This is a genomic window from Planomicrobium soli (assembly GCF_003014655.1).
Taxonomy (GTDB): domain Bacteria; phylum Bacillota; class Bacilli; order Bacillales_A; family Planococcaceae; genus Planococcus; species Planococcus soli_B.
In genome coordinates this window covers 267,595-291,267 of the sequence record NZ_PYAT01000003.1, presented here as the reverse complement: position 1 = coordinate 291,267, position 23,673 = coordinate 267,595, and the positions used below count along the sequence as shown (strand labels likewise).

Sequence of the window (23,673 nt, the reverse complement as noted above, 5' to 3'; positions counted from 1 at the left end):
TTTTAACCGATCTTTGAAAGAATTAGGAGGGATATCGATGCGTGTTAACATCACATTAGCTTGTACAGAATGTAATGAACGTAATTACAGCACTGTTAAAAATAAGCGCAACAACCCTGAGCGTCTTGAAATGAAAAAATATTGCTCACGTGAACAGAAAATGACTTTACACCGTGAAACGAAGTAATTCATTGCTTGCCAAAACCTGGATGGGTTTTGGCTTTTTTTCATTCTAAAGGAGCGTTATACATATGGAAAAAGTTCAACAGCGAAAAAATGTACTAGACCAATTAAAGAAAATGGACAATAGCACTTACCGGGAGAAATCCGAAGCGGTTCGCAGCCGCTTGATGGCAGATCCGGCTTTTATGGCAGCTAAAACAATTGGGGTTACCATAGCGGCGTTTCCCGAAGTCGACACCCTTCCACTTATTGAATATTGCTGGCAAAACGGCAAGCGGGTAGCTGCCCCGAAATGCAATCCGCTTACTCGTACAATGGACTTTTATGAATTTGAGAGCTTTGATCAGCTTGAAACCGTTTATATGAAGCTGAAAGAACCGAAAATTTCAGAAACCATACATGTCAGCCCTGAGCATATTGATTTGTTGATAGTGCCAGGGGTGGTTTTTTCGCGAGAAGGTTATCGAATTGGATTTGGCGGCGGCTATTATGATCGGTATTTAGCCAATTATTTTGGAATTACGCGTTCTTTGGCATTTGATTTGCAAATTGCAAACTCTGTGCCTATTGAAGTTCATGATTTGCCAGTTTCGGGTATACATACCGAAACTGTGTTTATTGGAACAGGGCGGTGATCAGATGAAAACCCTCTACGATGTTATGCAACTATTGAAAAGTTTCGGTACCGTCATTTACACAGGAGACCGGAAAGCGGACCTTGACTTGATGGAAGACGAAATTAAAGAACTATACAAGCAGCAGTTTATTTCCGCAAAAGATTTTTCTACAGCTTTGCTTATCCTGCGCCAAAAGAGAAATGAAAATTAAAAAGTCTTTCGGATCCTGAAACTTTCGGGGAGGCCGTCCGTCTAGATAATAGGAATGTTTTTATGATAAAATCAGAAGAAGTTTAGAACGTCTGGCAGAAGTGGATAGGATTGTCTTCAGCAAAAAAACAGCAGGTAAATTCTTGAATTTGGTAAAAGGAGGATGTGCGGGATGTTTAAAACAGAATGGCCTAAACATTCGATCCTGGCAATCGCGATCGTTGCAACCTGGCTTAAAACGTATATTGTCTATAAAACCAGCTTTTCAATTACAATCGATAATGCTTTGCAGGAATTCATTTTATTTATCAACCCGTTAAGCCTTGTATTGTTCGTGTATGGGATTTCGCTTTTCTTTAAAAGCGATAAAGGGAAAAACCGTTATTTGGTGATAGCGACAGTGATTTCATCGCTCGTTCTATATGCCAATGTGGCGTTCTACCGGTTCTTCAGTGATTTTATCACGTTGCCGGTACTTCTTCAGACCAACAATTTCGGCGATTTGGGATCAAGTGCGTCCGAAAGCGTTTTTTTGACCGATATTGCTTATTTTAGCGATGTGATCATTTTACTTTTTGCAATCAAATTTATCAAAGTAAATACAGGCAGCATCGACTCAGCTAAAGCTCAGCGAAAAGCCTATTTTATTTTATCGGCCGCCATTTTATTTTTTAACTTGGGGCTTTCCGAAACAGAGCGTCCGCAGTTGTTGACCCGCAGTTTTGACCGGGAAATGCTTGTCAAAAACATCGGCATGTATAATTACCATCTTTATGACATCTATGTCCAATCCAAATCCCAAGCACAACGTGCACTAGCGGATGGATCTGAACTCGTTGAAGTAAACAATTACATCCGCTCGAACCAGGCAGATGCTTCGGAAGAAATGTTCGGAGTTGCAAAAGGAAAGAACTTGATCGTCGTGTCGCTGGAATCGCTGCAGACATTTCCGATCAACAACAAAATGAACGGCCAGACGATAACACCGTTCATGAATGAGTTGACTAGAGATGAAGACACTGTTTATTTCCCGAACTTCTATCATCAAACCGGATTAGGGAAAACATCGGATTCCGAATTCTTATTTGAAAACTCATTATATCCATTAAGCGGCAGCGCAGTATTTTTCACCCATAGCGGCAATACATTCCATTCACTGGCTGAAAAACTTGGAGACAATGGTTACCATACGGCGGTCCAGCACCCTAATACAAAGAGCTTTTGGAACCGTGATATGATGTATGAATCGTTGAAAATTGACGAATTTCTTGATATCAACAGTTTTGAAATTGGGGAAGGGGATGCGGTCAATTGGGGCATGAAGGACATCCCATTCATGGAACAGTCGGTTTCAAACATGGCTGAAATGCCTCAACCTTTCTACAGCCGCTTGATTACGTTGACCAACCACCATCCATTCTTTTTAGATGAGGAAGACAAATTTATTGGCGAATATGATTCGGTTTCAGGTACAGTAAACCGGTATTTCCAGACCGTCCGATACATGGATGAATCGGTTGAAGTATTATTTGAGGAATTGAAGGCAAAAGGTTTGTATGAGAACTCGATCATCGTTATGTACGGAGACCATTACGGAATCTCCGAAAACCATAACGAAGCAATGGCCCAGTACTTAGAAAAAGAGATTTCACCTTATGAAACAGCACAACTTCAACGCGTACCGCTTTTTGTCCATATACCGGGATCCGGAAAAGGGCACGTAAATGAAGAAGTGGGGGGCCAGATTGATTTGCGGCCGACTGTTCTGCATATGCTTGGCCTGGAAACGGCAAAAGACATGCAGTTCGGTGGCGACTTATTCTCGGAAGAGCATGAGGAATTCGTAGTGTTTCGAGATGGCCGCTTTATCACGGAAAACAACGTATACGCAGGCAACCTATGTTATGACAGAGAAACAGGCGAAGAAACCGATGCTGCGGAGTGTGAACCGTATATTGATCAGGCGTTGATGGAACTGGACTACTCCGAATCAATCATTACTGGTGACCTTTTGCGGTTCTATAACAAAGAAGACGGACAGCTACAGCCTAATGGCGAAATAATGGAAATTGAAAAGTAAAAGAGAGCGCTTAGGCGCTCTCTTTTTTACGGGATTGATTTACTTGAAAAATTCACGAACGGAAAATTGCATTGAGAGGGCTATCCAGCAGCTATTGAACAATTTGCTAAGCAGGAACTGTTTGGCAATCGGTATTTTGGAACAAAAAAAACCCTCGCTGCCGTGTGGCGCAAAGGGTTTTAGTGTTGATTAGTGCAATGCTGGCGGATAACCTTGTGTGATGATCGTAGCAACAGTGAAGGCGCCGAAAATCACGAATGTTCCTAAGTTAAAAAGAAATCCTAAAACTTGTTTTTCCTTAAAAGTGTGAACAGTGCCTATTGCTGCGCAAATAGCAATGAGACCAAAAATAACCATAAGTAAATTCATCTATGACACTCCCTTCAACTTTAACAGCCAGTGCCGTTTTGTACTCTTTATATTGTAAAGTCTTTCCTTGGATTTGTCGAGGGATAAAAAGTGTCATTCCGTTGAACAGTGAGGCACTCGGAAGTCGTGCTATAATTGAACTGAGGTGAAAATTGATGTTAAAAATAGATCAGCTGGAACTTGGGACAGTGCAGACAAATTGTTATATCATATCAAACGATTCTAAAGAATGTTTGATTTTCGATCCGGGCGAAGAAAGCGGAAAAATCGTTGCTTTGCTAAAAAAGGAAGGGTTGAACCCGTTAGCGATCTTGTTGACACATGCCCATTTTGACCATATCGGGGCGATTGACGAACTGCGGGAACTTTTTGCAATTCCTGTTTATTTGCACCGGCTGGAAAAAGTTTGGCTAAGCCGGCCAAACTTGAACGGTTCCGGAAAATACGCCATGGTGCCGGATTACCGGATGAAAGATGCGGATGTCTTGATTGAGGATGAAAAACAGTTGGAGATTGGTTCGTTTAAGATGGATCTTTTTCATACACCAGGACATTCCCCAGGAAGCCTTACCTATTCTTTTGGAGTAGAAGGCTTTGCGATTGTCGGAGATACTTTATTCCAGGGAAGCATCGGACGGACCGATTTAATTGATGGCTCGGAAAAGAAACTGTTGCAGTCGATCCGTGAATCGTTGCTAACCTTGCCGGAACATATGATTTTGTATCCTGGGCACGGGCCGGAAACTACGCCGGAACAAGAAAAAAATAGCAATCCTTTTCTACGGCGATAAGGATCGTCCCATGAAAAAAAGCGGCCATAGTGGCCGCTTTTTTTGTTGTCTGTATTAGATTAATGACCGCCGCCGGGAATATGGATGAACGTCGTATAATACGTAAAGCCGACGAAGAAAACTGTCAAGTAAGCTCCGAAAATATACAAGTACATGCGTTCCGAAATGTTTAAGTATCCTAGAAGAACAAAAAATCCAGTATTAGCCACCATTAGTAATGCCACTTCGTTCATATCACCTACGTAGAAAAGAACAGCAAAGATGCCTGTCCACCATCCCATTAATTTGAACATCTTATCCATGGGTAATCCCTCCTTTGCCACAACACAATTATTCTCTATACCATTATATAGGCAATAGTGTGAATGTGTAAACAACGAGTTGCCCTTTCTTTGTGACAAACAAGTGTACTATATGAGTTCGCCATCTCGGTTCAACTGTTAATATTCTAGAAGACCAATCAATGCTAATCATTTAAGTTCAAATAAAAACTGAAAGAGCATAGGCACTAGAAGGGAAACTGCCTTAAATATCAAATTTAGCGGTAAAGGATACTTAAAGAGTTAAAGAGGAGAGAGACTGCTTTAAGGAGGGTTCAACCAGCATGTTTTGTTCAGCCCAACGAGTGGATGGAGTAGAATCGAGCCTTAAAAATAAGATTTGGCTGGGAATGAGGGGGTCAAATATTTATTTTGCAGGAAACTATTCCCATTTGTTAGAGCGCTGGTTATACTATGGGGGAACAGCGAAACTCTCGTTGTTCCCATTAAAATAGGAGGTGGCTATGCAAGCGATAATTGAAAAAAGATGTACCGAGCTGCTGCGCAAAGCGGTGGACAACAGCACGACCGATATCCACATCAAACCCGATTTAACCTGCTACAGCGTTTCTTTCCGTTCTTTTCAAAACTTGCGGCAAGTGACGACTCTCCCCTTTGACTTAGGCGATCGCATGATTGCTTATTTCAAATACCTCTCCCTTCTAGACATGAGTGAAAAACGAAAACCCCAAACCGGCTCATTCCATCTGCCAATCGATCACAACTCTTATTATTTTAGAATATCAACCTTGCCTTCTGTATTAACTAAAGAAAGTATTGTGGTCCGCGTGATTCCGGATGAACCGGCGCAGTCCATCCACCAGCTGGCAGCTTTTCGTGATTCGGCCAGACTTCTTGAAAAACTCGCGGAAGCGCCCCAAGGTTTGATTCTCTTTACAGGACCTACTGGCTGTGGAAAATCAACGACGCTTTATTCATTGTTAAAGCATTGCGCAGAAACGTTAAGCCGCAACATCATCACCTTAGAAGATCCTGTAGAACGGAAAAACCATGCCATGCTTCAAATACAGGTTAACGAAAAAGCGGGCCTTACCTACGCAGCCGGTTTAAAAGCGATATTGCGCCACGATCCCGACATTATCATGATCGGCGAAATCCGCGATGCTGATACTGCACAAATAGCCGTAAGAGCAGCACTTACAGGCCATTTGGTATTTTCAACTATCCATGCCAGGCATTCTGTCGGCTGTTTGCACCGTCTCTTTGATTTGGGCATTTCTTATGAGGATATGGCCCAGACACTGATTGCCATTTCTGCCCAGCGCATAGTTCCCGTTTATCCGGAGGCAGGACGCCAAACAACAGTTCACCGGGCACTGTATGAAATTTTGCACGAAGAGCGGCTAGACGAAGCGCTGCGGTCCGCTAAAGACCGAATAGCCTATGCCTTGCCTGAATTTCTGACATTTGGAGGACAAATACGGGAAGGGGTGAAAGCAGGTGCGATTGATTCTTCCTGCGCGCCAAAACCGGATTACCCTGTATGACCGTGAACATTTTCTAACAAGGCTTTCTGTCCTCATGAAAGAAGGCTATTTGCTTCCGACTGCTTTGACGCTTCTTTTGCCGTTGCATACCCAAAAAGTGGATGAAGCGATAAATGGTATGACAGCCATACTGAAAGATGGCGGAAATGTGGCTGAAATTTTCAAGTTTTTCGGATTCAAGGATGGAGTGCTCCTTCCGGTCGAAATTGCAGAACATCATGGCCGGCTTGCCGAGGCAATAGACAGTATCGCAAAAAGCTACGCCCGCACTGAAAATGTGCAAAAAAAACTAAAGGCTTTATTGATTTATCCTGTGTCTCTCTTAATTTTCACTTCGATCCTATTCCTGTTTTTCCGAACCAATTATGTTCCGAACTTAACGCAGTTGATGGAGTCGATGCAATCAGGGGAAGAGGCGGGCGGCGTACCGGATCTGTTGCTAAAGCTGCCCGATTTGTTTATTGGTTTGTTTGCCTTTTGCGCATTGATCGCCTTTGCCTTTTTTCAGCTGTTAAAAAAGCAGAGGGCTGACAAGCAGATTCAGTGGATCTTGTCGGTTCCAGTTTTTCGCCGGTTCATGAAATTGTATTGGTCCCATTTATTCGCCAGGGAACTCGGCACCTTATTGCATAGCGGCATTTCCATACAGGAATCGCTCGATTTGCTGAAGAGCCAGACCCATCACCCAATCATCGGTTTCATGTCGAGCGGCTCGCAGGATGAAATCCAATTGGGCCAGCCGTTGTCAATCGCTCTTTCGCGTTTTGAATTTATAGCAGGCGATATGCCGACTTTTGTCCGCCATGGCGAAATGACCGGCTATTTGGGAAAAGAACTGATTCTCTACAGCGAAGTATTGATGGAGCGGATTGAGCTGAAAACCCAACAGCTGCTGCGTATAATCCAGCCCGCATTTTTCCTGATGATCGCCGTTTGCATAATCGGAGCTTATCTAGCGATTTTATTGCCCATGTATAACTTAGTCCAAACAATTTAAGGAGGAAAATAAATGCATTTATTGAAAAACCAAAGAGGATTTACTCTGATTGAAATGTTGATCGTAATGCTTATCATTACTGTTTTGATCGCCATCGCCATCCCGAATGTCTCGAAGCAGACAACAGCGGTTGATGCAAAAGGGTGCAAAGCGTTTGTTCATATGATACATAAGAAAAACAACCTTTAAATAAACCTAGTAATACCAAGGGTTTGAGAGTAGGACTGAAAACCGCTATTTATTTAGAGGATAAAGTTTTTAAGGTAGTAGAGTATAAGAAGCAAACGATAGCCTCATTCCCTTCAATTTAAAGCTTTATAAAGTTTTTTGAGTAGAAGTAGCAAAGAGAAGAAGGCAAAGCTCAAAAGAGACTTAAAACAGTAATATAAGCTATTTTAACTTCTACCTTACACATGTAATAATTTCCTTTTATCTCCTGTACTATGAGTATATAGTAGTGATAATATTTACTTAACTATTCAGATTATATGGTGATGTGTCTGAGGAGAATTAATCAAAGGGGTGTTTACGATCAAGAAGAATTTAGGTTATTTATTACTTGCTGCCACAATATTAACGGGGTGTAGTGATTCATCAGATGAAGTGAAAGCAGAAACAGAGCAAGTAGCGAACTCAGCAGATCAAAAAGAACTAATCACAACTTATAAAGAATACATTGAAGATGATTTCTATCAGTTTTTATTGAAAGATTTTCATAAGAGGTTTGTACAAGGGGAAACAGAATTAGAAATCAATGATGATATAATAGAAATTTACAATGAGGGACTACGCAGTTTAATTGAAGAAAAAGGCGTTGAAACATACTTGGACTATGGAAATTGGCTTACTCATGATTTTATTGCTGTAGATACGCAAAACTTACTTCTAGCAAAACAAAAAGAATATGAAGATGAAACTCTAAAAACTCTAACTGATTTTATTGATGGCTATTATGAGAAGAAATATGATCCTACAGCAGTTGATAAAATTAGTGGATTTGGCTATTTTGAGAACAATGAGGAAGTTCAAACTTTATTAGCGTTTACGGATGCTTTAAAGTATGGAGATTCTGAACAAACATTAGTTACACTACTAAAAACGGTAAGTCCTCATTATAGCGGATTGAAGGGGTATGAGATTAAGAAGTTCGTTGAGAGTAAAGGTATTGATATATTTACTTGGGTAGATGTATATAACAAAGAAAATGGCACAATGCTCACTGAAGAGGAGGGTGTTGGAGATTATAACCCTGCAATAGGAATGACTACCGAAGAAGTGGAAAATTCATCATGGGGCAAACCTCAATCAGTAAATAGAACTGTAACTGCTAACTCAGTTAGTGAGCAATGGGTTTATCCAAATTATAAATATCTTTATTTTGAAAATGAAATTTTAACCAGTTTTCAAGATTGAGTAAGGAGAGTTGATATGAGAATCTTAGTTATTTGCGATAATTGTAATCAAATAGCAGAATACAAACCAGATCATGAAATGTATGAAGTAGGAGTTTATTCCATAACAGATAAATTTGCCGTTGGAGTAGATTGGGATAATGAGATTAAAGATAATATTAATGAAGATTTCTTAACTGACCTAACTGAATCATCTACTATAGAAAGAACTAATGAAATTCTGGTTAAAGATATTGCTCAAAACATCTATGCTGATACTTCTGATTTTGACCTATGCTTTACATGCAAGAGCTGCGGAGACCAGATCATATTAAATGATTTCCAACTAAGTAATTAATTTTAATACTTCATACATACACTCTCTTAATAATGGGGTTTTTATTTCTATCTTTTAGCATTCCTATTGGTGTATCTAAAGCAATATAGAGCCTTAACCCTCAAGTAGGAAGAGCTTTAAATGACTTACAGAACCTCTGAGTGCTATATATACGAAAGTTATGAGGACAAAGCTTTGGATTTTATGACTAGCTCAGCACTAAAAGTTTAGGGGTATTAATTAATCCACCCTACATATATTTCAGCTAGCAGAAATATGTATTACATAAGCTTAAAACCATGATCTAAAAAAGATAAATTTTATAAGTTATTTTTCTTTAGAAAAATACAATTGATGAACTAGAAAACTATAGTTTCAAAAAGGATAAAGCAACAGGCCAGTATTTGAATCAGCCTATTGATGCTCTTAGATATAGCCTTGAGCGATTCAATAAAGGACGAAAAGTTAAATTTATCAGCAAGTCAGTATTTGGGATTTAGAGATTTATTCACCATTAATTTTTTAAAGATAAAAATTAAAATGGTACGATAAGAAGAAAAAAGTGAGGATAATGTTTATGGCGAATCATAGAGTTAAAGATTACTTCTATTTAATTATTTTAGGAGTATTAATATTAATTGTTTTTTCGTTAATAACAATTCTTTATACAAGAGATGTTCTTCATATCTCAGAGGAGATTCAAGCTACATTTTCTGGAGGTATATTTACTTTAATAGGAGCTGCTATAGGCGCTTCATTAGCTGGTATCTTTACTTTAAATTCAGTGAATAAACAAATATCCCATTCGGAAGAAGTTTTGGAGAAGAATAGAAAAGCAGATAACGATAATGCGTTAATGATTATAGATTATGTACTAGAAGAATTAATATCAATCTTCCCTTTTGTTTCTAGTGCTTTTGCTCTGGAGCCAACATTTTCAGAGTCTTTAGTAATAGCAGTTGATCAGTTTCATGATCCTGTAATCAATATTGAAAAAGCCGTTCTTGATACAAGTTTACTTTCTAACATATCGCCAGATTATATTGAAGAAGTTCCTGGAGAAATAAGAAGAAACATATCTCATTTAAAAAATGTTATTCAAGCAGTAAAATTAAATGATGGATATTGCGATATGGATAATATATATGCGAATCTAAATAGGATTAACGATAACTTAATCGAAATTCGCAAAAATATAAAAGAGGTCATCAAGCAATAAAATATAAAAAAGTTTTTGAAGATTTTTCCTTTAATGTTAAGATGAAGAGAAAAATGGAGTTGGCACAATGCGAGAAATATTTATAGCTCTTTTAAGTTCATCTTTAACAATAGTTATAACAAGCTTCTTTAACTATCATTTTTTAATAAAAAAAGAAATTAGAATGCAAGCAAATCAATATAAAACAGAAATTCTCCAGATGTTATATATGCCTTTAATGAAAGAAGTAAATAACGCCAATCATCCTTTGGATGGATATAGAGGGTTATCATTAGAGGAATTTCAGGCTGTTGATGAAATCATTAAAGAAAACTATCATTTAGTGAGTCCTGACTTAGCCTTAATTCATAAAATTATAATTGAGGAATATTTTTTTATAAGTATGGGTTCTCCATATTTAATTATTGATGAAGAAAGGTTTTTGCTAAATCATCTTGAGTATAATTTTAATTTCTACAGAAAAGAATTGGGTCTACCTTATAATAAAGAAGAAATGAAGAAAGCGATGAAGGAATCAAGAATTAAGGATGGGAAAATAAAAGCTAAAAGACAACAAAAGTTAAATAATGCCGAAAGTTCTTTTTGAAGATTTTACCTTTGATGGTAATATTAAAGGAAAACCGGAGTTGGGGAAATGGAAAAGGGAAGAAAAATACTTCTTTCATTAGGATCAGGGTTAGTATTACTATCTTTACTGGATTTTACATTGCCAGTATTTGCATCTGTTGGCATTACAGTTTTTGTTACAATTTTAACTTTCAATGATTTTATAAATGCTGGAAAGGCGGAAAATGACTATCCTTTTACAAGTGAAAAAAAATTAAGTACTAGATTAAAGGAAAGCTTTGTTAGATTATTATTAATAGCTCTTACAGGTTTTAAAATTTTGTCTGAAATTACATTATTTTTATCGATACCAATTTCAATTTTAGCTGCCTACATTGCATATGACATGGGTGGATTAATTGATTTGAATCGTTTACAACAATTTTTGAATTTATATACTTTAGGACTCGTAATTTCAATCTTATCTTTTTCTAATACTGAAAAGACTATCGCTTAAGATAGTTTAATTGCGCACTTCAGCAAATCGCTGAGGTGTTTTTTTATGCTCAAAAATCAATCACTGAGGAGTGACGTAATGGAAAAATATCAAATTAAAAATATAGAAGAGTTAAATGTAGAGGTTATTTTGTAGCCTATCAATCGTTATAAAATGAAAAAAGCACCAAGATTGAAACGCTTGAATGAATAATTACAATTGATTCTGAGCGTTTTATACTTCGGAACGATTACTAACCTTATTATTAGGCTAAGAAACGCTCAGGAGTTCGTACGATTACGAGAGAGGCATTTAAGTAGCTTCAATCAGATAAGGCGAATTAGAAAATGAATAGATTCTAATCACAAAATTTTTTCGAAGTCAATAGAAAAAACCGAATTATTTTAAAATTTGGTTGATAAAACAGCAAAAGATGCATATAATATATAAGGTCAAGCTAATTTTTAAAAACAGTAAAATTTAATTATATCATATTTTTAAATATGGAGTCAAGGATTATTATGTTACTAATTAAATTAATAACTTATAAATGAAAATCATATAGTCGCTACTTTTGTAGCGATAATAAAAAAATAAGGGGTTTTTTGATATGGAAAAGCAAGAAAGTAAATTAGTAAGACAAAATAAAGAAGGAGGAAAAATGTTGAATGGAAGGGATGTAATGACGAATAGAGCCATTGCGGAACTATATAGACTAGAGAAAATATTTAAAGAAAATGAAGCGGCTGCAAGAACACTGTACCGCTCCTGTTTACAATCGTATCAACGTACAACTGACAAAACAAAACCGGCATATAAAGAGGTAGAGTTTCATTTTGACAACCCTTTAGATATGACAATTCAATTCATTACAAACTTACCAAAAGAGTGGGAGAAGTGGCAAATGCAACAATTATTGTTTGATGACAGAGATCAGGAGAGTAACTATAAAATGCGCCCTTCAATTGACCGGAAAAATAGCAATGGACATTATGAGATAAACAACATTCAAACCGACTCTATCAAAGGAAATTATACTGAAGCCAGTAATAGAAGACGTAAGAAAACAGCGCTTATAGAAATTAAAAACGGTGAATTAAGGTTTAAAGTTTATGAATCTCAAACAGAAATAAAAGATGAATTTAATATTTCCAATACAAAATTAAACTCTATGAAAAAGCAGCCTTATAAACTAGGTGTTCTAAAAGAAGATGGAGCGGTAATGGCATTAGGGAAACAAATAATTGCAATGGAGTATAAAGAATATCCTCCAAGACAAAAAGAAGAGCAAATTAGATTAGACAAACAAAGCTATATTGACTTAAAAGAACGGATTGAATTATTAGAAGGATTATCTTTCGATAAGAAAAGATCAGACCATATTGAAAAGCTAAAAGGAAATTTAGCGTTATATAGAAAGTTCGGATGGGATAAATTATGATACAGAAATTTAATTGGAAAGAATATAGGGGAATGGGGTGGAACGACCGATGCAGGAAGAATTGTAGCGGGAGAACATCCTGTTTTGTTTTTAGATAAAGAAGTAATAATGGATGCTCAAACTTCTATGAAAATTCAATCGGTAGGACAAGAAGATGCTTCGAGATTTGGCTATCAAACGATAGAAGAAAGAGTTTCTAATGCAGATTTTACCGTCACTCAATTTGTTTATGCTGGAACCTATATATATTGCGGCGATACTTCAATTAGTGAGTTGGAAAATTTAATGCTAGTTCCTAACAACTTATATATTTAAGATTTTCAAGAGAGAGTCGATCGTTACGATGTAAAAGGTTTTATGAAAAATCCAGCAATAGCTTTAGTTGAATATGGAAATACCATTGCTGAATAAAAAAGGAAATACAGAGAGCGGGAAGCTTTCAAGGCAAGTTTTTTAAACTCAAATAATAAGCAGATATAAAATTATATAATTTAGTTGTTTAAGAGTAGGTTTTCCTATGTTTATTAATGAAAAGTTTTTAATTAAAATTAATGTAAAGGAATGATTAATATAGTAGTCAGTTTTAAAAATTATAAAAGAAGAAAATCTAATAAACTTAACACAACTAATAACAATATAGATAAAAAAGTAAGTATAGATACAATGATTTTAAGAGTAAAACTAACAGATGAACAAAAAGAATTTATATACGATAGATTCTATTATGGTTTTCACCGCTCCAAGCACTATAGATATTCTTTATATTTTGAAGAAATGGGATTCACTTTACAGTTATCACCTAAAAAAAGTGTATTACATTCATATTTTAACGGGACAATAACATTGCACCGGAAATTCTTTCAACGTGAATATATACCGCATTCAATTATTGATATATTAACTTCTATTGATTGGTCTATTGTTCGTATAGATATAGCATTTGATTATAAAACTTCAAAGCAGGATAGCTTACTATTTAAGCATCATGGCAATTCAAAAGATGCCTCATATGAAAATGAAACCTACTATATAGGCAATCATAAATCACAAAAGAAAAGTCATACGCTTGTAAATTATGATAGAAATATTAAGGAAATAAAGCGAGGTACAGGAATAGAGCATGAATATGGAAATAGGCTTGAAACTCGTTTTAAATTTAAAATGGCAGATATGAAGTTAAATAACATGAATCAAGAATTAATTTATAATCAATTAAAAAAGTATCTTTTTCTTTCTAATATAGATCAACTCAATACAAACGGGTATAGAAAGAATCGTATTCGCAAAATGCAGCATAAATACAAGCAGCTTACTTTGTATGATAAAAAAGAAGCTGCAACAATAAAAGAGCTAATTAAAGCCAGCAGAGAGCCATTAGAAGAAATATATAAATTAAATATAACTAATCTTTTCAGTTTCATAGAATACAAAGAAGTATATGTGATTGAATCAGCAATATTAAAAGAAGCAATAGAATAAATCGGAGCTGTAAATCATAGTTAAATTTATTAAGATTCAAGTATTTTGTAACTAATGCTTCTTTAAAGTAAAAGAAAACCTGAACATGACATGTAAAAAAGGAAATAGTTGGTTGAAAGCTTGTTTTTGGAGTGTTAATCTATAAAAGTAAGAAACATTCAGGGGGTACAGAAAATGGAAAAAAAACCGAAAAAGAAAAAACCGTTTTATAAGAAATGGTGGGTGTGGGTACTTGCTATCATTATTATTGGGTCTGCTTTAGGTGGTAATGAAGAAGAAAGTGCAGAATCAACCGTTCAGGAAAGCGAATCGACCGCTGTTGAACCGGCAGTTGCTGAAGAAACAGAGAATACAGAAGAACCTGCAGTAGAGGAAGCTGAAGAAGTCGAAGTAGAGGATAGCGTTCCTGCTGAACACAAGTCGGCTTTGAACAAGGCGGAATCCTATGCCTCATCAATGAACATGTCCAAAAGCGGCATTTACGATCAATTAACTTCGGAGTATGGGGAGAAGTTTTCAGAGGAAGCCGCTACTTATGCGATAGAGAATCTTGAATATGATTGGAAAGAAAATGCTTTGATAAAAGCTGAAACTTATTCAGAATCAATGTTCATGTCAAAGCAAGGAATTTATGGCCAGTTGATCTCTGAAAATGGTGAAAAATTTACAGCAGAAGAAGCACAATACGCTATTGATAATATACAAGCTGATTTTAATGCTAATGCCTTAGAAAAGGCGAAAAGTTATCAGGAAGACATGAGCATGTCGCCAGAGGCAATAAGACAACAATTGACTTCTGAACATGGCGAAAAGTTTACGCAAGAAGAAGCAAATTATGCTATTGAGAATTTGAACTAATAAGACGACACCGTCTTCGCCCTTTTTTCAAGGACGAAGGCTTTTTGAATGTCTTTATTAAAGTTTGATATTAAAAAGCATTTCTTGTTTAGGTTATGCTATCTTGGACAGATACCGTTAACAATCGAGATGTATGTTTATGGCTATTCATTGGCTTATTTACATTTTTCATGCTATCTATAGTTTAGGTATTCGTAGATTAATTTCTACTTAGAGGTATGATTCGCTATACCTATGAAAAAATAGAAAGAGATATCATTGATGAAATTACTCAACTGTGAATAGCCAGGGAAAACGACAAGAGGATGTCAATGGGATCAGCAAACAGCGCTACTTAATAAACATTAAGTAAATCAGTCTTTTAGAGTTTGAGGACTTCATGAGCCGCTATAGTAGGCCAGAAGTGGATAAGATAGCAGAAAGATTAAAGACGCTAGAAGAAGCTGTAATGATCCAACTTCAGCGTGAGGAGTGCGGCTTTAAGATTCTGGTTAGTAATATGGAGCGGTTAAGGAAATTCTATTAAAATTGAATAGTGTCGACAACATTCAATGAACAGCTTAGATTACTTCTAAGCTGTTTCTTTTATAGGTGGAAATAAAAAAGTGATGATAAAATCATCACAGGCAAACTTTCATAAATAGATTTCCTAATGGAGTAACGCTCAACGAATTTCGTCTAGTTACTACTTCATCAACTTCTTTATCGTAACCGGAAATTAAAGAATCAAGATATGATTCCTTTTCATAGAAAGCATATTCCTCAACACTAGTTAGGGTATCAATAGAGTGTTCAAGCAAACCTAGTCTTATTAAATTTGAAATTGAAGCTGAATCCTTTTCATCAATAATACCATCTACAAAATTTGATAAAAAAACCAAAGGGGCAATAACAATGAATTTTTTGTCCATTTTATTTTGTAGTATGTATTTAACAACAGGATATGCTGAACGATTTTTGAATAAGGAAATATTATGGGCGTCTCTTGGAGAGAGTTGTTTGATGATCTCGACAAAAGAATGGTGAACGTCACCTGATTTTGTTTTGTCCATTGATGCAGCGATAACATTAGCAAACATTTCTCTTAATTCTTCTTCTTCAATATAATACTTTGAAGCTTCTAATGCTGGACCAACTATACTCATAGGAGGCTCTTGAAGATTTTCAGGCTTAATTTCTAACGTTTTTCTCAATATAGAATCTTTATATTGAGCGGTATTAATTTCGTTTTTAGCTCTCTTCATATTTGCTAATTGGCTAATATCACCAAATGCTAAATACCATAAATCATCTAAAGTTTGCATTGGGGCATTCATACCTTTAGTAGCTGAGGCTGTAACAAAAGCAGTTAGAGCAGATGTAATTATAGGATCCATTTTAAACCTCCAATATTTATAGATTAAGATATCCTACTTTAATAGTAGCATAGGAGGAAAAAGAATATAAATATTCATACAAAGATGTAAATAACACTTATAAAAGATAACTTCTGTTATGTTGCGAGACGATTTTTAAAAAGGTAAGAAGTTCAAACTTTCCTATTAAAAACACTATATGTATAAGGCATAATTAGCTATTCATTTTCTAAACATGAGAAATAAAGTTTTTTAAGTAAAAACTTTAAGTATAGGGAAATTAGGGGTTCACTCGTATTGCTTCGAAAGGGAATACGAGAAGATAATGAAATGTAAAAAGAGTGTATGGTAGAGTATAAAAATTGCTCATTCTTAACTATAAGTTTTATTTATTAAATTAACTCTCTAACCATTCAAGGGAGCTTTTAAATGTACAATAAGAAACTTATCATTAAATTGAATAAGACAACTGAGAGCTTTATATTTTAATTAAATATTGGAAGTTAGAGGTAAGATGAAACTGGAAACAAATTTTGAGAGGATGGTCATATGCTGACAGAAGATGAACTAATATGGATCAGAGAAACATTAAGCGATTATAAATCCGATGGAATCAAAGAGTCCTTTTACTATAGAGTTCAGATTGAAACAGAGCGAGAAGCAAATAAAGAAAATGTAAGAATGGAATTAGATCAGTTAAGGATGAGCGAAACACTCTACAGACCAGAAGAGTTAATTAAGCTTAGGATTAAAACTGAGAGAGCAAAATTAGGAATTGAAAACTTTGCAGGCATCTATATTATTTACAATCATGTAAGAGATATGTTTTATATTGGGCAGGCAGTCAATCTATTTGATAGAGCTTATGGACATTTTAGATTAAATAAAGGCAGCAAAGAGATATATGATGATTACAAATATGGAGACGATTTCTATATAAGTTTAATTAAATTAGAAAACACTTCATTCTCAACTCTTAATGAATTAGAAGACAATGCAATAAGAGCATACAACTCCTTGATTCCATATGGATATAACAAAAACTCAGGCAATCTTATAGATAAAGCTTTATTCAGCAATGCTAAATTTTATACAATAGCAGATTTAATTATAAATGATATTAAAGATACTGATTTGATGGCAAGCTTAACTAACATGGTTACTAGAAGAGAATATCTGCATAATTTATATAGAGAATATAAACTTCCATATAATTTACCTTTTCATGTTGGAATGATGGATGCTATTAAGGATTATCATAAGACTAATAAAAAAAGTATGAAGAAGAAAGAATAAGGAGCAAATAGAAAGACTCAGCCACTTAGGCTAAGTCTTTTTCTGTTAACATATGTATTTGTAGATGCATAGACAATTACACAATTTTAAATGTCTAGAAGTTTCAACTTAAAGACAAGTAAAAAAAGCATAAAGAATAAGCCTTTTAATTAGCTTTACTAAGTCTATAAGTTAGTCTATAATTAAAAGTATAGAAGATACTTAACTTGTAGACAGGAGCGGTTATTATGTCAATGATAGGATATGCGAGAGTATCGACAACAAGCCAAGACAATGGGCTAGAGACTCAAAAAGTATTACTAGAAGAAGCAGGAGTAACTAAGATATTTCATGAGAAGATAACAGGCACAAGCACTAAGCAAAGAGCAGCATTAAAAGAATGTCTAGATTATTTAAGAGAAGGCGATACTCTTGTTGTAACTAAGATTGATCGGCTAGCACGTTCTATATTTGATTTAAACCAAATAGTAGACCAGCTAAAAGATAGAGGTATAAGTATTAGGTTCTTAAAAGAGAATATGACATTCGAAGCGAATGGCAAACCAAATAGCTTAGGCACATTATTATTTAATATCTTAGGTTCATTCGCACAATTCGAGAGAGACTTAATTGTAGAGCGTACAACAGAAGGAAGAGCGCGAGCCAAAGATCAAGGTAAGCACATGGGAAGGAAAGCAGGATTTTCTAATAAATCAATGCAGAAAGCTTTAGAGCAGTATAGAAACAGAGAAGAAAATAAAATGAGTGTTTCTGACATATTAAAACTTAATGGAATCCCTAAAGCTACTTTCTATGTAGAATTAAAAAAATATGAAACAAAAGAAAAGTAATGATAGACAAGGAGTAGTCAAAATGACCGCTCCTTTTTAATTACTATTGAACTTGTCTTAGCTATCAATTATTCCTTTATTAATTTGTTTATTTGTATTTAATGTTTAGTATTTGATTTTTGATATTTATATTTTAGATTTACGATTTTCAAAATGAAGTGTCTAAAATTGCTTCTATAATAATATCTACTTAAAAAATTTTAAAATGTCTTATTACCACAGCAACATTATGATGTATTTTCTTGTTGCTAAAAATAAGATGTATCGCTTTTATAATTAAGATTCATTAAATTATAAATTTCAAAATCATTTATGTTTACATTGTTAAATGCAATTAAAAAAAACTATTAAATGAAGCTTATGCTATGACGAGAAATTCTATATTACGGCTTAACTATTTACCGAAATAGAAGCTAAAAGAAAATTCATTGTATCTTATCGTTTAAAAATGAAATAAGAAGTATAAAAATATCAAAGAACTCTTTTTAATGACACTAATTTATTGCTTGAGTTAAAATCTTAGTTTTATCAAAAAATGACTTGCATAAAATTTATCTTAAAAGTTTTAAATCTAGAGATGGGGGATGGAAAAGGATTTTAAGTAACATATTGTTTATGGATTTACTATGACCTAGTTAGCTCACACCTGATTATAAAAAAGTTAAGGGTAAATAAAACCATTTATAAATACTGAAAGTAGTTAAAATGGTTTATAATGAGAGAAGTTAACCTCACAGATGAGTATATGATTTTTTTAAAAAAAAGGGGGCATAATTTGTAATGAAAGAACTAATAGAGAATTTTTACTTATTGAGAAATACATATCAAAAAATAGAAGAGTTTAATAAAGAGTCTATTAATGAAAAAATAGATCTTGACAGAATGATTTGGGGAAAAGATATTTATAAATTTGAATTCAAAAATCTAGTCGAATTAAAGAAAACGTATAATTGGACTTTGTATGAGTTGGAGTATAAAAGTTATAGATTGTTTTTTATATCAGAATTTAACTCTACTAAAGGGCTAACTAATGTATTTTGGGTTAATATACTCAAACGTGGAACTATTTATGAAAAATATAAAAATGAATCTATAATAAGTTATAAACAAGGAGATCGAGACAGTAATTTTGAAATTAACTTGAATAATCAAATCTTTACTGTGGCTTATATTGGAAACTCTTTAGTCAGTTACTGCAAAAAGAATAAATATTCACTTTCCTATTTAGCTGAAATAGTGTTTAAAGATGATGTTAGTAATTATTTGTATGGATCTGCTGTAAATTATAAATTTAAATCAAGTATGTTTAATAACTACATTATCGTTTATGGACATGATTATTAATAAAAAGTAAATGACAAATTCTATCATCAAAAAATGTTAAAACCGATTATTATTTTTTCATACTAAACCGATTGCTTTTTCAAGAGTATGAAGGATGTAAAGCGTTTAAAGCCATTAATGGGGAGGTAAGCAATTTTGAATAAAAAAGCAGCCATCTATACGAGAGTAAGTACAAAAAAATATAGCCAAAGCAAATCAATGATTGTCCAAGAAGAACATTATATTGATTACTGTGAGAGAGCAGGCTATGAACTTGTAGGCTTATATGCAGAAAAAGGCTTAACTGGAACCAATGCAAGAAGACCGGAATTTATTCGAATGTTACATGATGCCGGTTTAGATTATGTGAAAGGAAATGACCAAGGAAAAGATCGTTTTATTCTTTCAAAAAGAAGACCAAAGTTTAATTATATTGTGGTAAAAGATCCATCGAGATTTAGTCGCTCAGCTTCTATCGGTTTAGATGTAATTGAAGACTTGAGAACAAAGGGTGTCTACGTAGTTTTTGAGAATAGTGGCTATAGTTCAGATTCATCAAATTGGCACTTTAACATGAGTATGCTATTTACTGTTGCTCAGAATGAATCACATAACATGAGCAGAAGAATCATGTTCAGCAAGAGACATATGGCTAATAAAGGTGAATATAAACCTGCTCGTCCGGCTCTAGGATATGTCAGAAATAAAAATAATGAAATTGTCATTGAGCCTGACCATGCAGAAATCGTGAAATATATTTTCAATCGTTATTTAGAAGTAGGTAGCAGTATAATAGCAAAAGAATTAAATGAAAAAGGATTAACATCGCAAACGGGAGTAAGGTTTAGTCCAGATAAGATAAATCGTATAATCATAAACCCTGTTTATTATGGAAGTCCTGTTGTTAATCGTACCAAAAAGTATAGTGTCACTGATGTTAAGCGAGAGAAAAACGATAAAGCTGATTTTATTACTATTCCTAATGCCGTTGAACCTATTGTATCTGAGGAGCTATGGAGAGAAACAAATATGATTCGAGAGAGTCGTATTAACAAATCAAGCAAAAGAGGACGGAAAACAGCTAAAAATGATGTCTTTTACAGTAAATTGATTTGTTCTTGTGGCTCTAGGATGGTAAGACATACAGGCGAAAAAGAGAAAATTACTTATATATGTCAATCAAGGCGCAAAGCCGGTTCTTGTAATACTAGAAGCATTGCTATTACTGTCTTAAATAGGTTTATGAGACAGATAGACTTATCCTTTATGACAAATACCCTTGGGGATTCTATCTATTATAAGAAGCTTATAGAGAAACTTGAAAATCAAAAATTGCTTCTCAATAAAACTCAACAAATTATTCGAAAAGAAATAGAAAAATTAAATCTTGAAATAGAAGATATAATTGATAAATATATGGTTCTTGAAGATAGCGATAAGTTTAAGCAGCGTTTGAAGGATAGAGCAAATACGAAAGAAGAAGAAATTGCTGAATTAGAAAAAAAGCTTATTGAAATTAATATAATCGCTATAGAGCAGGTTAGACAGAAAGTGATAAATAAAAAAGAAATGATTGAAACGATTTTCAGAAATAAAAACTTTACACAAGAAGAGAAATTGAACCTACTAAAAAAGGTAGAGGTAAGCAACTATGAATTAACTTTTCATTTCTCATTGCCTAGCTATGAAGAGGAAATAGAAGAATATAATGAGTTATTTTCAATGGCTATGATTGTTTCTGATATACCTCACAATCCATTTTCAAAGGAAACCTTTAGAAGAGAACATAAGGCAGCTAGAGAACATTGGAAAGCACTAGATGAAGAATATATAGTTAATGAAGAATACTATAATAGTTCTAACTAAAGAGAGCAGCTATATTTTTTTGTTTAAAGGTTGTTTTTCAAAGCAACGATACAAATGGTCCAAGGACAGGTCGAATCATACCGGATGGATGAAAAAGGGGTCCCGACAATCGAAAACTTGGTAAGCAAAGGTTATTTAAAGTCGAACGAAACCAATTGTCCAAATGGTGATTTAGTAGAAATTTCAACAGACGGTATCGTATCATCCAAAAAACCGGTTTAAACGAAGGCGGATTTACGCTGCTCGAAATGCTGCTCGTATTGGCGATTCTGATGACCGTCGTTGCAATCGCCATTCCGGCATACTGGAAACATGAAGTTAGGCAGGAAGAACAGCGGTTTTTCCGCTTGCTTCTTCATGACATCCATTATGCGCAGAGTGAAAGTTATCGTTCACAGAGAGCAGCTATGGTGGTTTTCCGGGGAACCAGCCAATCGTATGAAGTGGTCACCGATATTTTTCAACCGGCTGTTACGCGCAAGCTGCCGGAATCGGTAACTATAAAAAGAACGAGCAACCTTAATGAAATTTATTACGGCGCGAACGGTTCGGTTTCGAGGTCGGGCACATTGCGCTTTGAAACCAGCGCCGGTGAGAGGGTGCTGGTCGTTTACCTTGGCAAAGGGAGGGTGGTTCTTTCTGAATGAAAAAGGAGTTTCCTGGGCAGAGACAATGCTGAGCTTAACGATCATATTCGTGCTATTCGGCAGTTTGCTGCCCGTTCTGCAAGGAATGCACGAGAAGCTTCAATTGAAGAAAGAGCGTGTTGCAGCTTTTGAAACGATGCACGAAGGAGTGATTGAGATGCAAGCGGTTCAGGTTAGGAGCGGCACGAGAAAGCTTAATGGTGTTGACTATCATTGGCAAATGGATGGGAACATATGTGTAAGCTACACCAACTATAAAGGAAAGCCGGAATCAGAATGCCTCGATTCATAAAGAATGAAAAAGGCTTTGCATTTTTGAGTTCGCTTGTGGATTTGATGGTCTTGATGCTATTGTTGCCGCTGATCTCACTGTTCTACAGTTTTTCCATGCTGTTTTTTGCGTCGCTTGACGCGAAAAGGCTGGAATGGCAGCTGTTTTCTGAAGAATTGAAAGTCTACTTGCGAGAGATCGATTCTATTGAAGAAATAAACGATGGAGGAGGCATACGGATTAGCCGAAAAGGGGAAGAATTTGATATTGAAAGTTATCCGCAGCTTGTCCGGAAACAAAAATTCCGGCAAGGCCATGAACCGATGCTCACGGGAGTGGAAAACTGTTCGTTCCGGTTAGATGGAACAAAATTGACGGTCAGGGCAAAATTTTTGAACGGCCTGACGGAAGAGGCGGAGTATGTTTTTACGTATCCTTAAAAGCGAAAAAGGCGCTCTCTATCCCGTTGCCATTGTTTTTTTTCTATCGGCTCTCATTCTCATGTCCCACAGCTTGATGCTTTATTCCATTCATTACAAGACATACGATGGATTGGAAAATAAGCACAGACATGCTACGATACAACTACTAAAGGAAGTCGAGAAAAATAAAATACCTGAGTAGAAGAGAGTGTCGGGTGGGAACATGAAAAGAATTTACTTGATCGGATTTATGGGCTGCGGAAAAAGTGCTATCGGCAGAAGGCTAAGTTTTCTCTTGAAAGTGCCTTTTTACGATATGGACAAAGAAATTGTGCGGCAGACCGGAATGACCATACCGGAAATTTTTGAGAAGTTTGGCGAAAATCATTTCCGCGATTTGGAAACGGAGTTTCTAAGGAACTTTCAGGAAGAGTACTGCATCATCTCAACAGGCGGCGGCACAACGATGCGGAAGATCAACCGCAGGATTATGCGTGAAACAGGGCTTGTGCTGTTTTTGGATGCCCCTTTCAAAGAAATCTGGAGACGGATCCACAAAGATCCAAACCGGCCGATTGTCAGAAGATCGACCCGAGAAGAAATAGAGGCCTTATTCAAGTCGCGCTATCCTTATTACAAGGCAGCTGCGCATATAACTGTCCGCACGGAATTTCGTTCGCTTCGCCAAATTACACAATATGCAGCATTTCAAGTCATTCGCCTAAAAGGCGAATGATTTTTGTTTTTTAAATAACATAGTTCGTCTTTTCATCAAATGCATAATTTTGATTGCGCTTACCCCTTATCAATGTTAGGATATA

Annotated in this window: 29 protein-coding genes; 26 read left to right on the top strand and 3 right to left on the bottom strand. The window is 35.3% G+C overall.

The window, feature by feature from the left end:
* Positions 1–37: 37 nt before the first annotated feature.
* The 4 genes from rpmG (at position 38) to B0H99_RS05690 (ending at position 3,090) form a co-directional block, all read left to right on the top strand.
* Complete coding sequence (gene rpmG, locus B0H99_RS05705) at positions 38–187, top strand: 50S ribosomal protein L33 (protein ID WP_106532675.1); 150 nt, start codon at positions 38–40, stop codon at positions 185–187.
* 64 nt (positions 188–251) lie between these two features.
* Entirely contained in the window at positions 252–818 is a 567-nt protein-coding gene (locus B0H99_RS05700) for a 5-formyltetrahydrofolate cyclo-ligase (protein WP_106532674.1), read from the top strand.
* 4 nt (positions 819–822) lie between these two features.
* Positions 823–1,011: a YqgQ family protein gene (locus tag B0H99_RS05695; protein ID WP_106532673.1), complete on the top strand. Its 189-nt coding sequence runs from the start codon at positions 823–825 to the stop codon at positions 1,009–1,011.
* A gap of 171 nt (positions 1,012–1,182) precedes the next feature.
* Positions 1,183–3,090: an LTA synthase family protein gene (locus B0H99_RS05690; RefSeq protein ID WP_106532672.1), complete on the top strand. Its 1,908-nt coding sequence runs from the start codon at positions 1,183–1,185 to the stop codon at positions 3,088–3,090.
* 189 nt (positions 3,091–3,279) lie between these two features.
* Here B0H99_RS05690 and B0H99_RS05685 read toward each other — a convergent pair whose 3' ends face one another.
* Entirely contained in the window at positions 3,280–3,459 is a 180-nt protein-coding gene (locus B0H99_RS05685) for a DUF2759 domain-containing protein (RefSeq protein WP_106532671.1), read from the bottom strand.
* 155 nt (positions 3,460–3,614) lie between these two features.
* On the opposite strand from B0H99_RS05685, the gene B0H99_RS05680 reads away from it, so the two are divergent.
* Positions 3,615–4,250 carry an MBL fold metallo-hydrolase gene (locus B0H99_RS05680; RefSeq protein WP_106532670.1) on the top strand — a complete coding sequence of 212 codons (636 nt, stop codon included), beginning with the start codon at positions 3,615–3,617 and terminating at the stop codon, positions 4,248–4,250.
* A 59-nt stretch (positions 4,251–4,309) separates the two neighbouring features.
* Here B0H99_RS05680 and B0H99_RS05675 read toward each other — a convergent pair whose 3' ends face one another.
* Positions 4,310–4,552, bottom strand: a complete 243-nt coding sequence (locus tag B0H99_RS05675) for a DUF2626 domain-containing protein (protein ID WP_106532669.1) — start codon at positions 4,550–4,552, stop codon at positions 4,310–4,312.
* A 482-nt stretch (positions 4,553–5,034) separates the two neighbouring features.
* Between B0H99_RS05675 and comGA the strand changes: the two genes are divergently transcribed.
* The 12 genes from comGA to B0H99_RS05610 all read left to right on the top strand — a co-directional run bounded on the left by comGA (position 5,035) and on the right by B0H99_RS05610 (position 14,842).
* Positions 5,035–6,078 carry a competence type IV pilus ATPase ComGA gene (gene comGA, locus B0H99_RS05670; protein ID WP_106532668.1) on the top strand — a complete coding sequence of 348 codons (1,044 nt, stop codon included), beginning with the start codon at positions 5,035–5,037 and terminating at the stop codon, positions 6,076–6,078.
* Entirely contained in the window at positions 6,032–7,075 is a 1,044-nt protein-coding gene (gene comGB, locus B0H99_RS05665) for a competence type IV pilus assembly protein ComGB (RefSeq protein ID WP_106532667.1), read from the top strand. Before comGA ends, comGB begins: the two co-directional genes overlap by 47 nt.
* A gap of 12 nt (positions 7,076–7,087) precedes the next feature.
* On the top strand, positions 7,088–7,264 hold the full coding sequence (locus tag B0H99_RS05660) for a competence type IV pilus major pilin ComGC (RefSeq protein WP_106532666.1): 177 nt from the start codon (positions 7,088–7,090) through the stop codon (positions 7,262–7,264).
* Between the two features lie 333 nt (positions 7,265–7,597).
* The gene (locus B0H99_RS05655; RefSeq protein ID WP_106532665.1) at positions 7,598–8,488 is read left to right on the top strand and encodes a hypothetical protein; all 891 of its coding nucleotides are present in this window, start codon (positions 7,598–7,600) and stop codon (positions 8,486–8,488) included.
* A 15-nt stretch (positions 8,489–8,503) separates the two neighbouring features.
* Entirely contained in the window at positions 8,504–8,824 is a 321-nt protein-coding gene (locus B0H99_RS05650) for a hypothetical protein (protein ID WP_106532664.1), read from the top strand.
* A 556-nt stretch (positions 8,825–9,380) separates the two neighbouring features.
* Positions 9,381–10,022 (top strand): hypothetical protein, encoded by a 642-nt coding sequence (locus B0H99_RS05640; RefSeq protein ID WP_106532663.1) that lies wholly within the window; start codon positions 9,381–9,383, stop codon positions 10,020–10,022.
* 67 nt (positions 10,023–10,089) lie between these two features.
* Complete coding sequence (locus B0H99_RS05635; RefSeq protein ID WP_106532662.1) at positions 10,090–10,608, top strand: hypothetical protein; 519 nt, start codon at positions 10,090–10,092, stop codon at positions 10,606–10,608.
* 48 nt (positions 10,609–10,656) lie between these two features.
* The gene (locus B0H99_RS05630) at positions 10,657–11,085 is read left to right on the top strand and encodes a hypothetical protein (RefSeq protein WP_106532661.1); all 429 of its coding nucleotides are present in this window, start codon (positions 10,657–10,659) and stop codon (positions 11,083–11,085) included.
* A gap of 589 nt (positions 11,086–11,674) precedes the next feature.
* The gene (locus B0H99_RS05625; protein ID WP_106532660.1) at positions 11,675–12,505 is read left to right on the top strand and encodes a hypothetical protein; all 831 of its coding nucleotides are present in this window, start codon (positions 11,675–11,677) and stop codon (positions 12,503–12,505) included.
* 84 nt (positions 12,506–12,589) lie between these two features.
* Positions 12,590–12,820, top strand: coding sequence for a hypothetical protein (locus B0H99_RS05620; RefSeq protein WP_106532659.1), 231 nt, complete (start codon positions 12,590–12,592; stop codon positions 12,818–12,820).
* 246 nt (positions 12,821–13,066) lie between these two features.
* Positions 13,067–13,984 (top strand): hypothetical protein, encoded by a 918-nt coding sequence (locus B0H99_RS05615; protein ID WP_106532658.1) that lies wholly within the window; start codon positions 13,067–13,069, stop codon positions 13,982–13,984.
* 174 nt (positions 13,985–14,158) lie between these two features.
* Positions 14,159–14,842, top strand: a complete 684-nt coding sequence (locus tag B0H99_RS05610) for an Ltp family lipoprotein (protein ID WP_106532657.1) — start codon at positions 14,159–14,161, stop codon at positions 14,840–14,842.
* 620 nt (positions 14,843–15,462) lie between these two features.
* Here B0H99_RS05610 and B0H99_RS05605 read toward each other — a convergent pair.
* The gene (locus tag B0H99_RS05605; RefSeq protein WP_106532656.1) at positions 15,463–16,218 is read right to left on the bottom strand and encodes a DUF4393 domain-containing protein; all 756 of its coding nucleotides are present in this window, start codon (positions 16,216–16,218) and stop codon (positions 15,463–15,465) included.
* A 528-nt stretch (positions 16,219–16,746) separates the two neighbouring features.
* Here B0H99_RS05605 and B0H99_RS05600 point away from each other — a divergent pair.
* The 9 genes from B0H99_RS05600 to B0H99_RS05555 all read left to right on the top strand — a co-directional run bounded on the left by B0H99_RS05600 (position 16,747) and on the right by B0H99_RS05555 (position 23,588).
* Positions 16,747–17,493 (top strand): GIY-YIG nuclease family protein, encoded by a 747-nt coding sequence (locus B0H99_RS05600; RefSeq protein ID WP_106532655.1) that lies wholly within the window; start codon positions 16,747–16,749, stop codon positions 17,491–17,493.
* Between the two features lie 227 nt (positions 17,494–17,720).
* On the top strand, positions 17,721–18,323 hold the full coding sequence (locus B0H99_RS05595; RefSeq protein ID WP_106532654.1) for a recombinase family protein: 603 nt from the start codon (positions 17,721–17,723) through the stop codon (positions 18,321–18,323).
* 780 nt (positions 18,324–19,103) lie between these two features.
* Positions 19,104–19,667 (top strand): hypothetical protein, encoded by a 564-nt coding sequence (locus B0H99_RS05590; protein WP_106532653.1) that lies wholly within the window; start codon positions 19,104–19,106, stop codon positions 19,665–19,667.
* A 135-nt stretch (positions 19,668–19,802) separates the two neighbouring features.
* Positions 19,803–21,512 carry a recombinase family protein gene (locus B0H99_RS05585; protein WP_106532652.1) on the top strand — a complete coding sequence of 570 codons (1,710 nt, stop codon included), beginning with the start codon at positions 19,803–19,805 and terminating at the stop codon, positions 21,510–21,512.
* 54 nt (positions 21,513–21,566) lie between these two features.
* Complete coding sequence (locus B0H99_RS17785; RefSeq protein ID WP_181313582.1) at positions 21,567–21,734, top strand: hypothetical protein; 168 nt, start codon at positions 21,567–21,569, stop codon at positions 21,732–21,734.
* Entirely contained in the window at positions 21,713–22,159 is a 447-nt protein-coding gene (gene comGD / locus B0H99_RS05575) for a competence type IV pilus minor pilin ComGD (protein WP_342750490.1), read from the top strand. The genes B0H99_RS17785 and comGD overlap by 22 nt, the downstream gene beginning before the upstream one ends.
* Before the next feature lie 25 nt (positions 22,160–22,184).
* Complete coding sequence (locus tag B0H99_RS05570; protein ID WP_106532649.1) at positions 22,185–22,451, top strand: hypothetical protein; 267 nt, start codon at positions 22,185–22,187, stop codon at positions 22,449–22,451.
* The gene (gene comGF, locus B0H99_RS05565) at positions 22,436–22,870 is read left to right on the top strand and encodes a competence type IV pilus minor pilin ComGF (protein WP_106532648.1); all 435 of its coding nucleotides are present in this window, start codon (positions 22,436–22,438) and stop codon (positions 22,868–22,870) included. Before B0H99_RS05570 ends, comGF begins: the two co-directional genes overlap by 16 nt.
* A gap of 205 nt (positions 22,871–23,075) precedes the next feature.
* On the top strand, positions 23,076–23,588 hold the full coding sequence (locus tag B0H99_RS05555; RefSeq protein WP_106532646.1) for a shikimate kinase: 513 nt from the start codon (positions 23,076–23,078) through the stop codon (positions 23,586–23,588).
* Positions 23,589–23,673 lie beyond the last annotated feature (85 nt).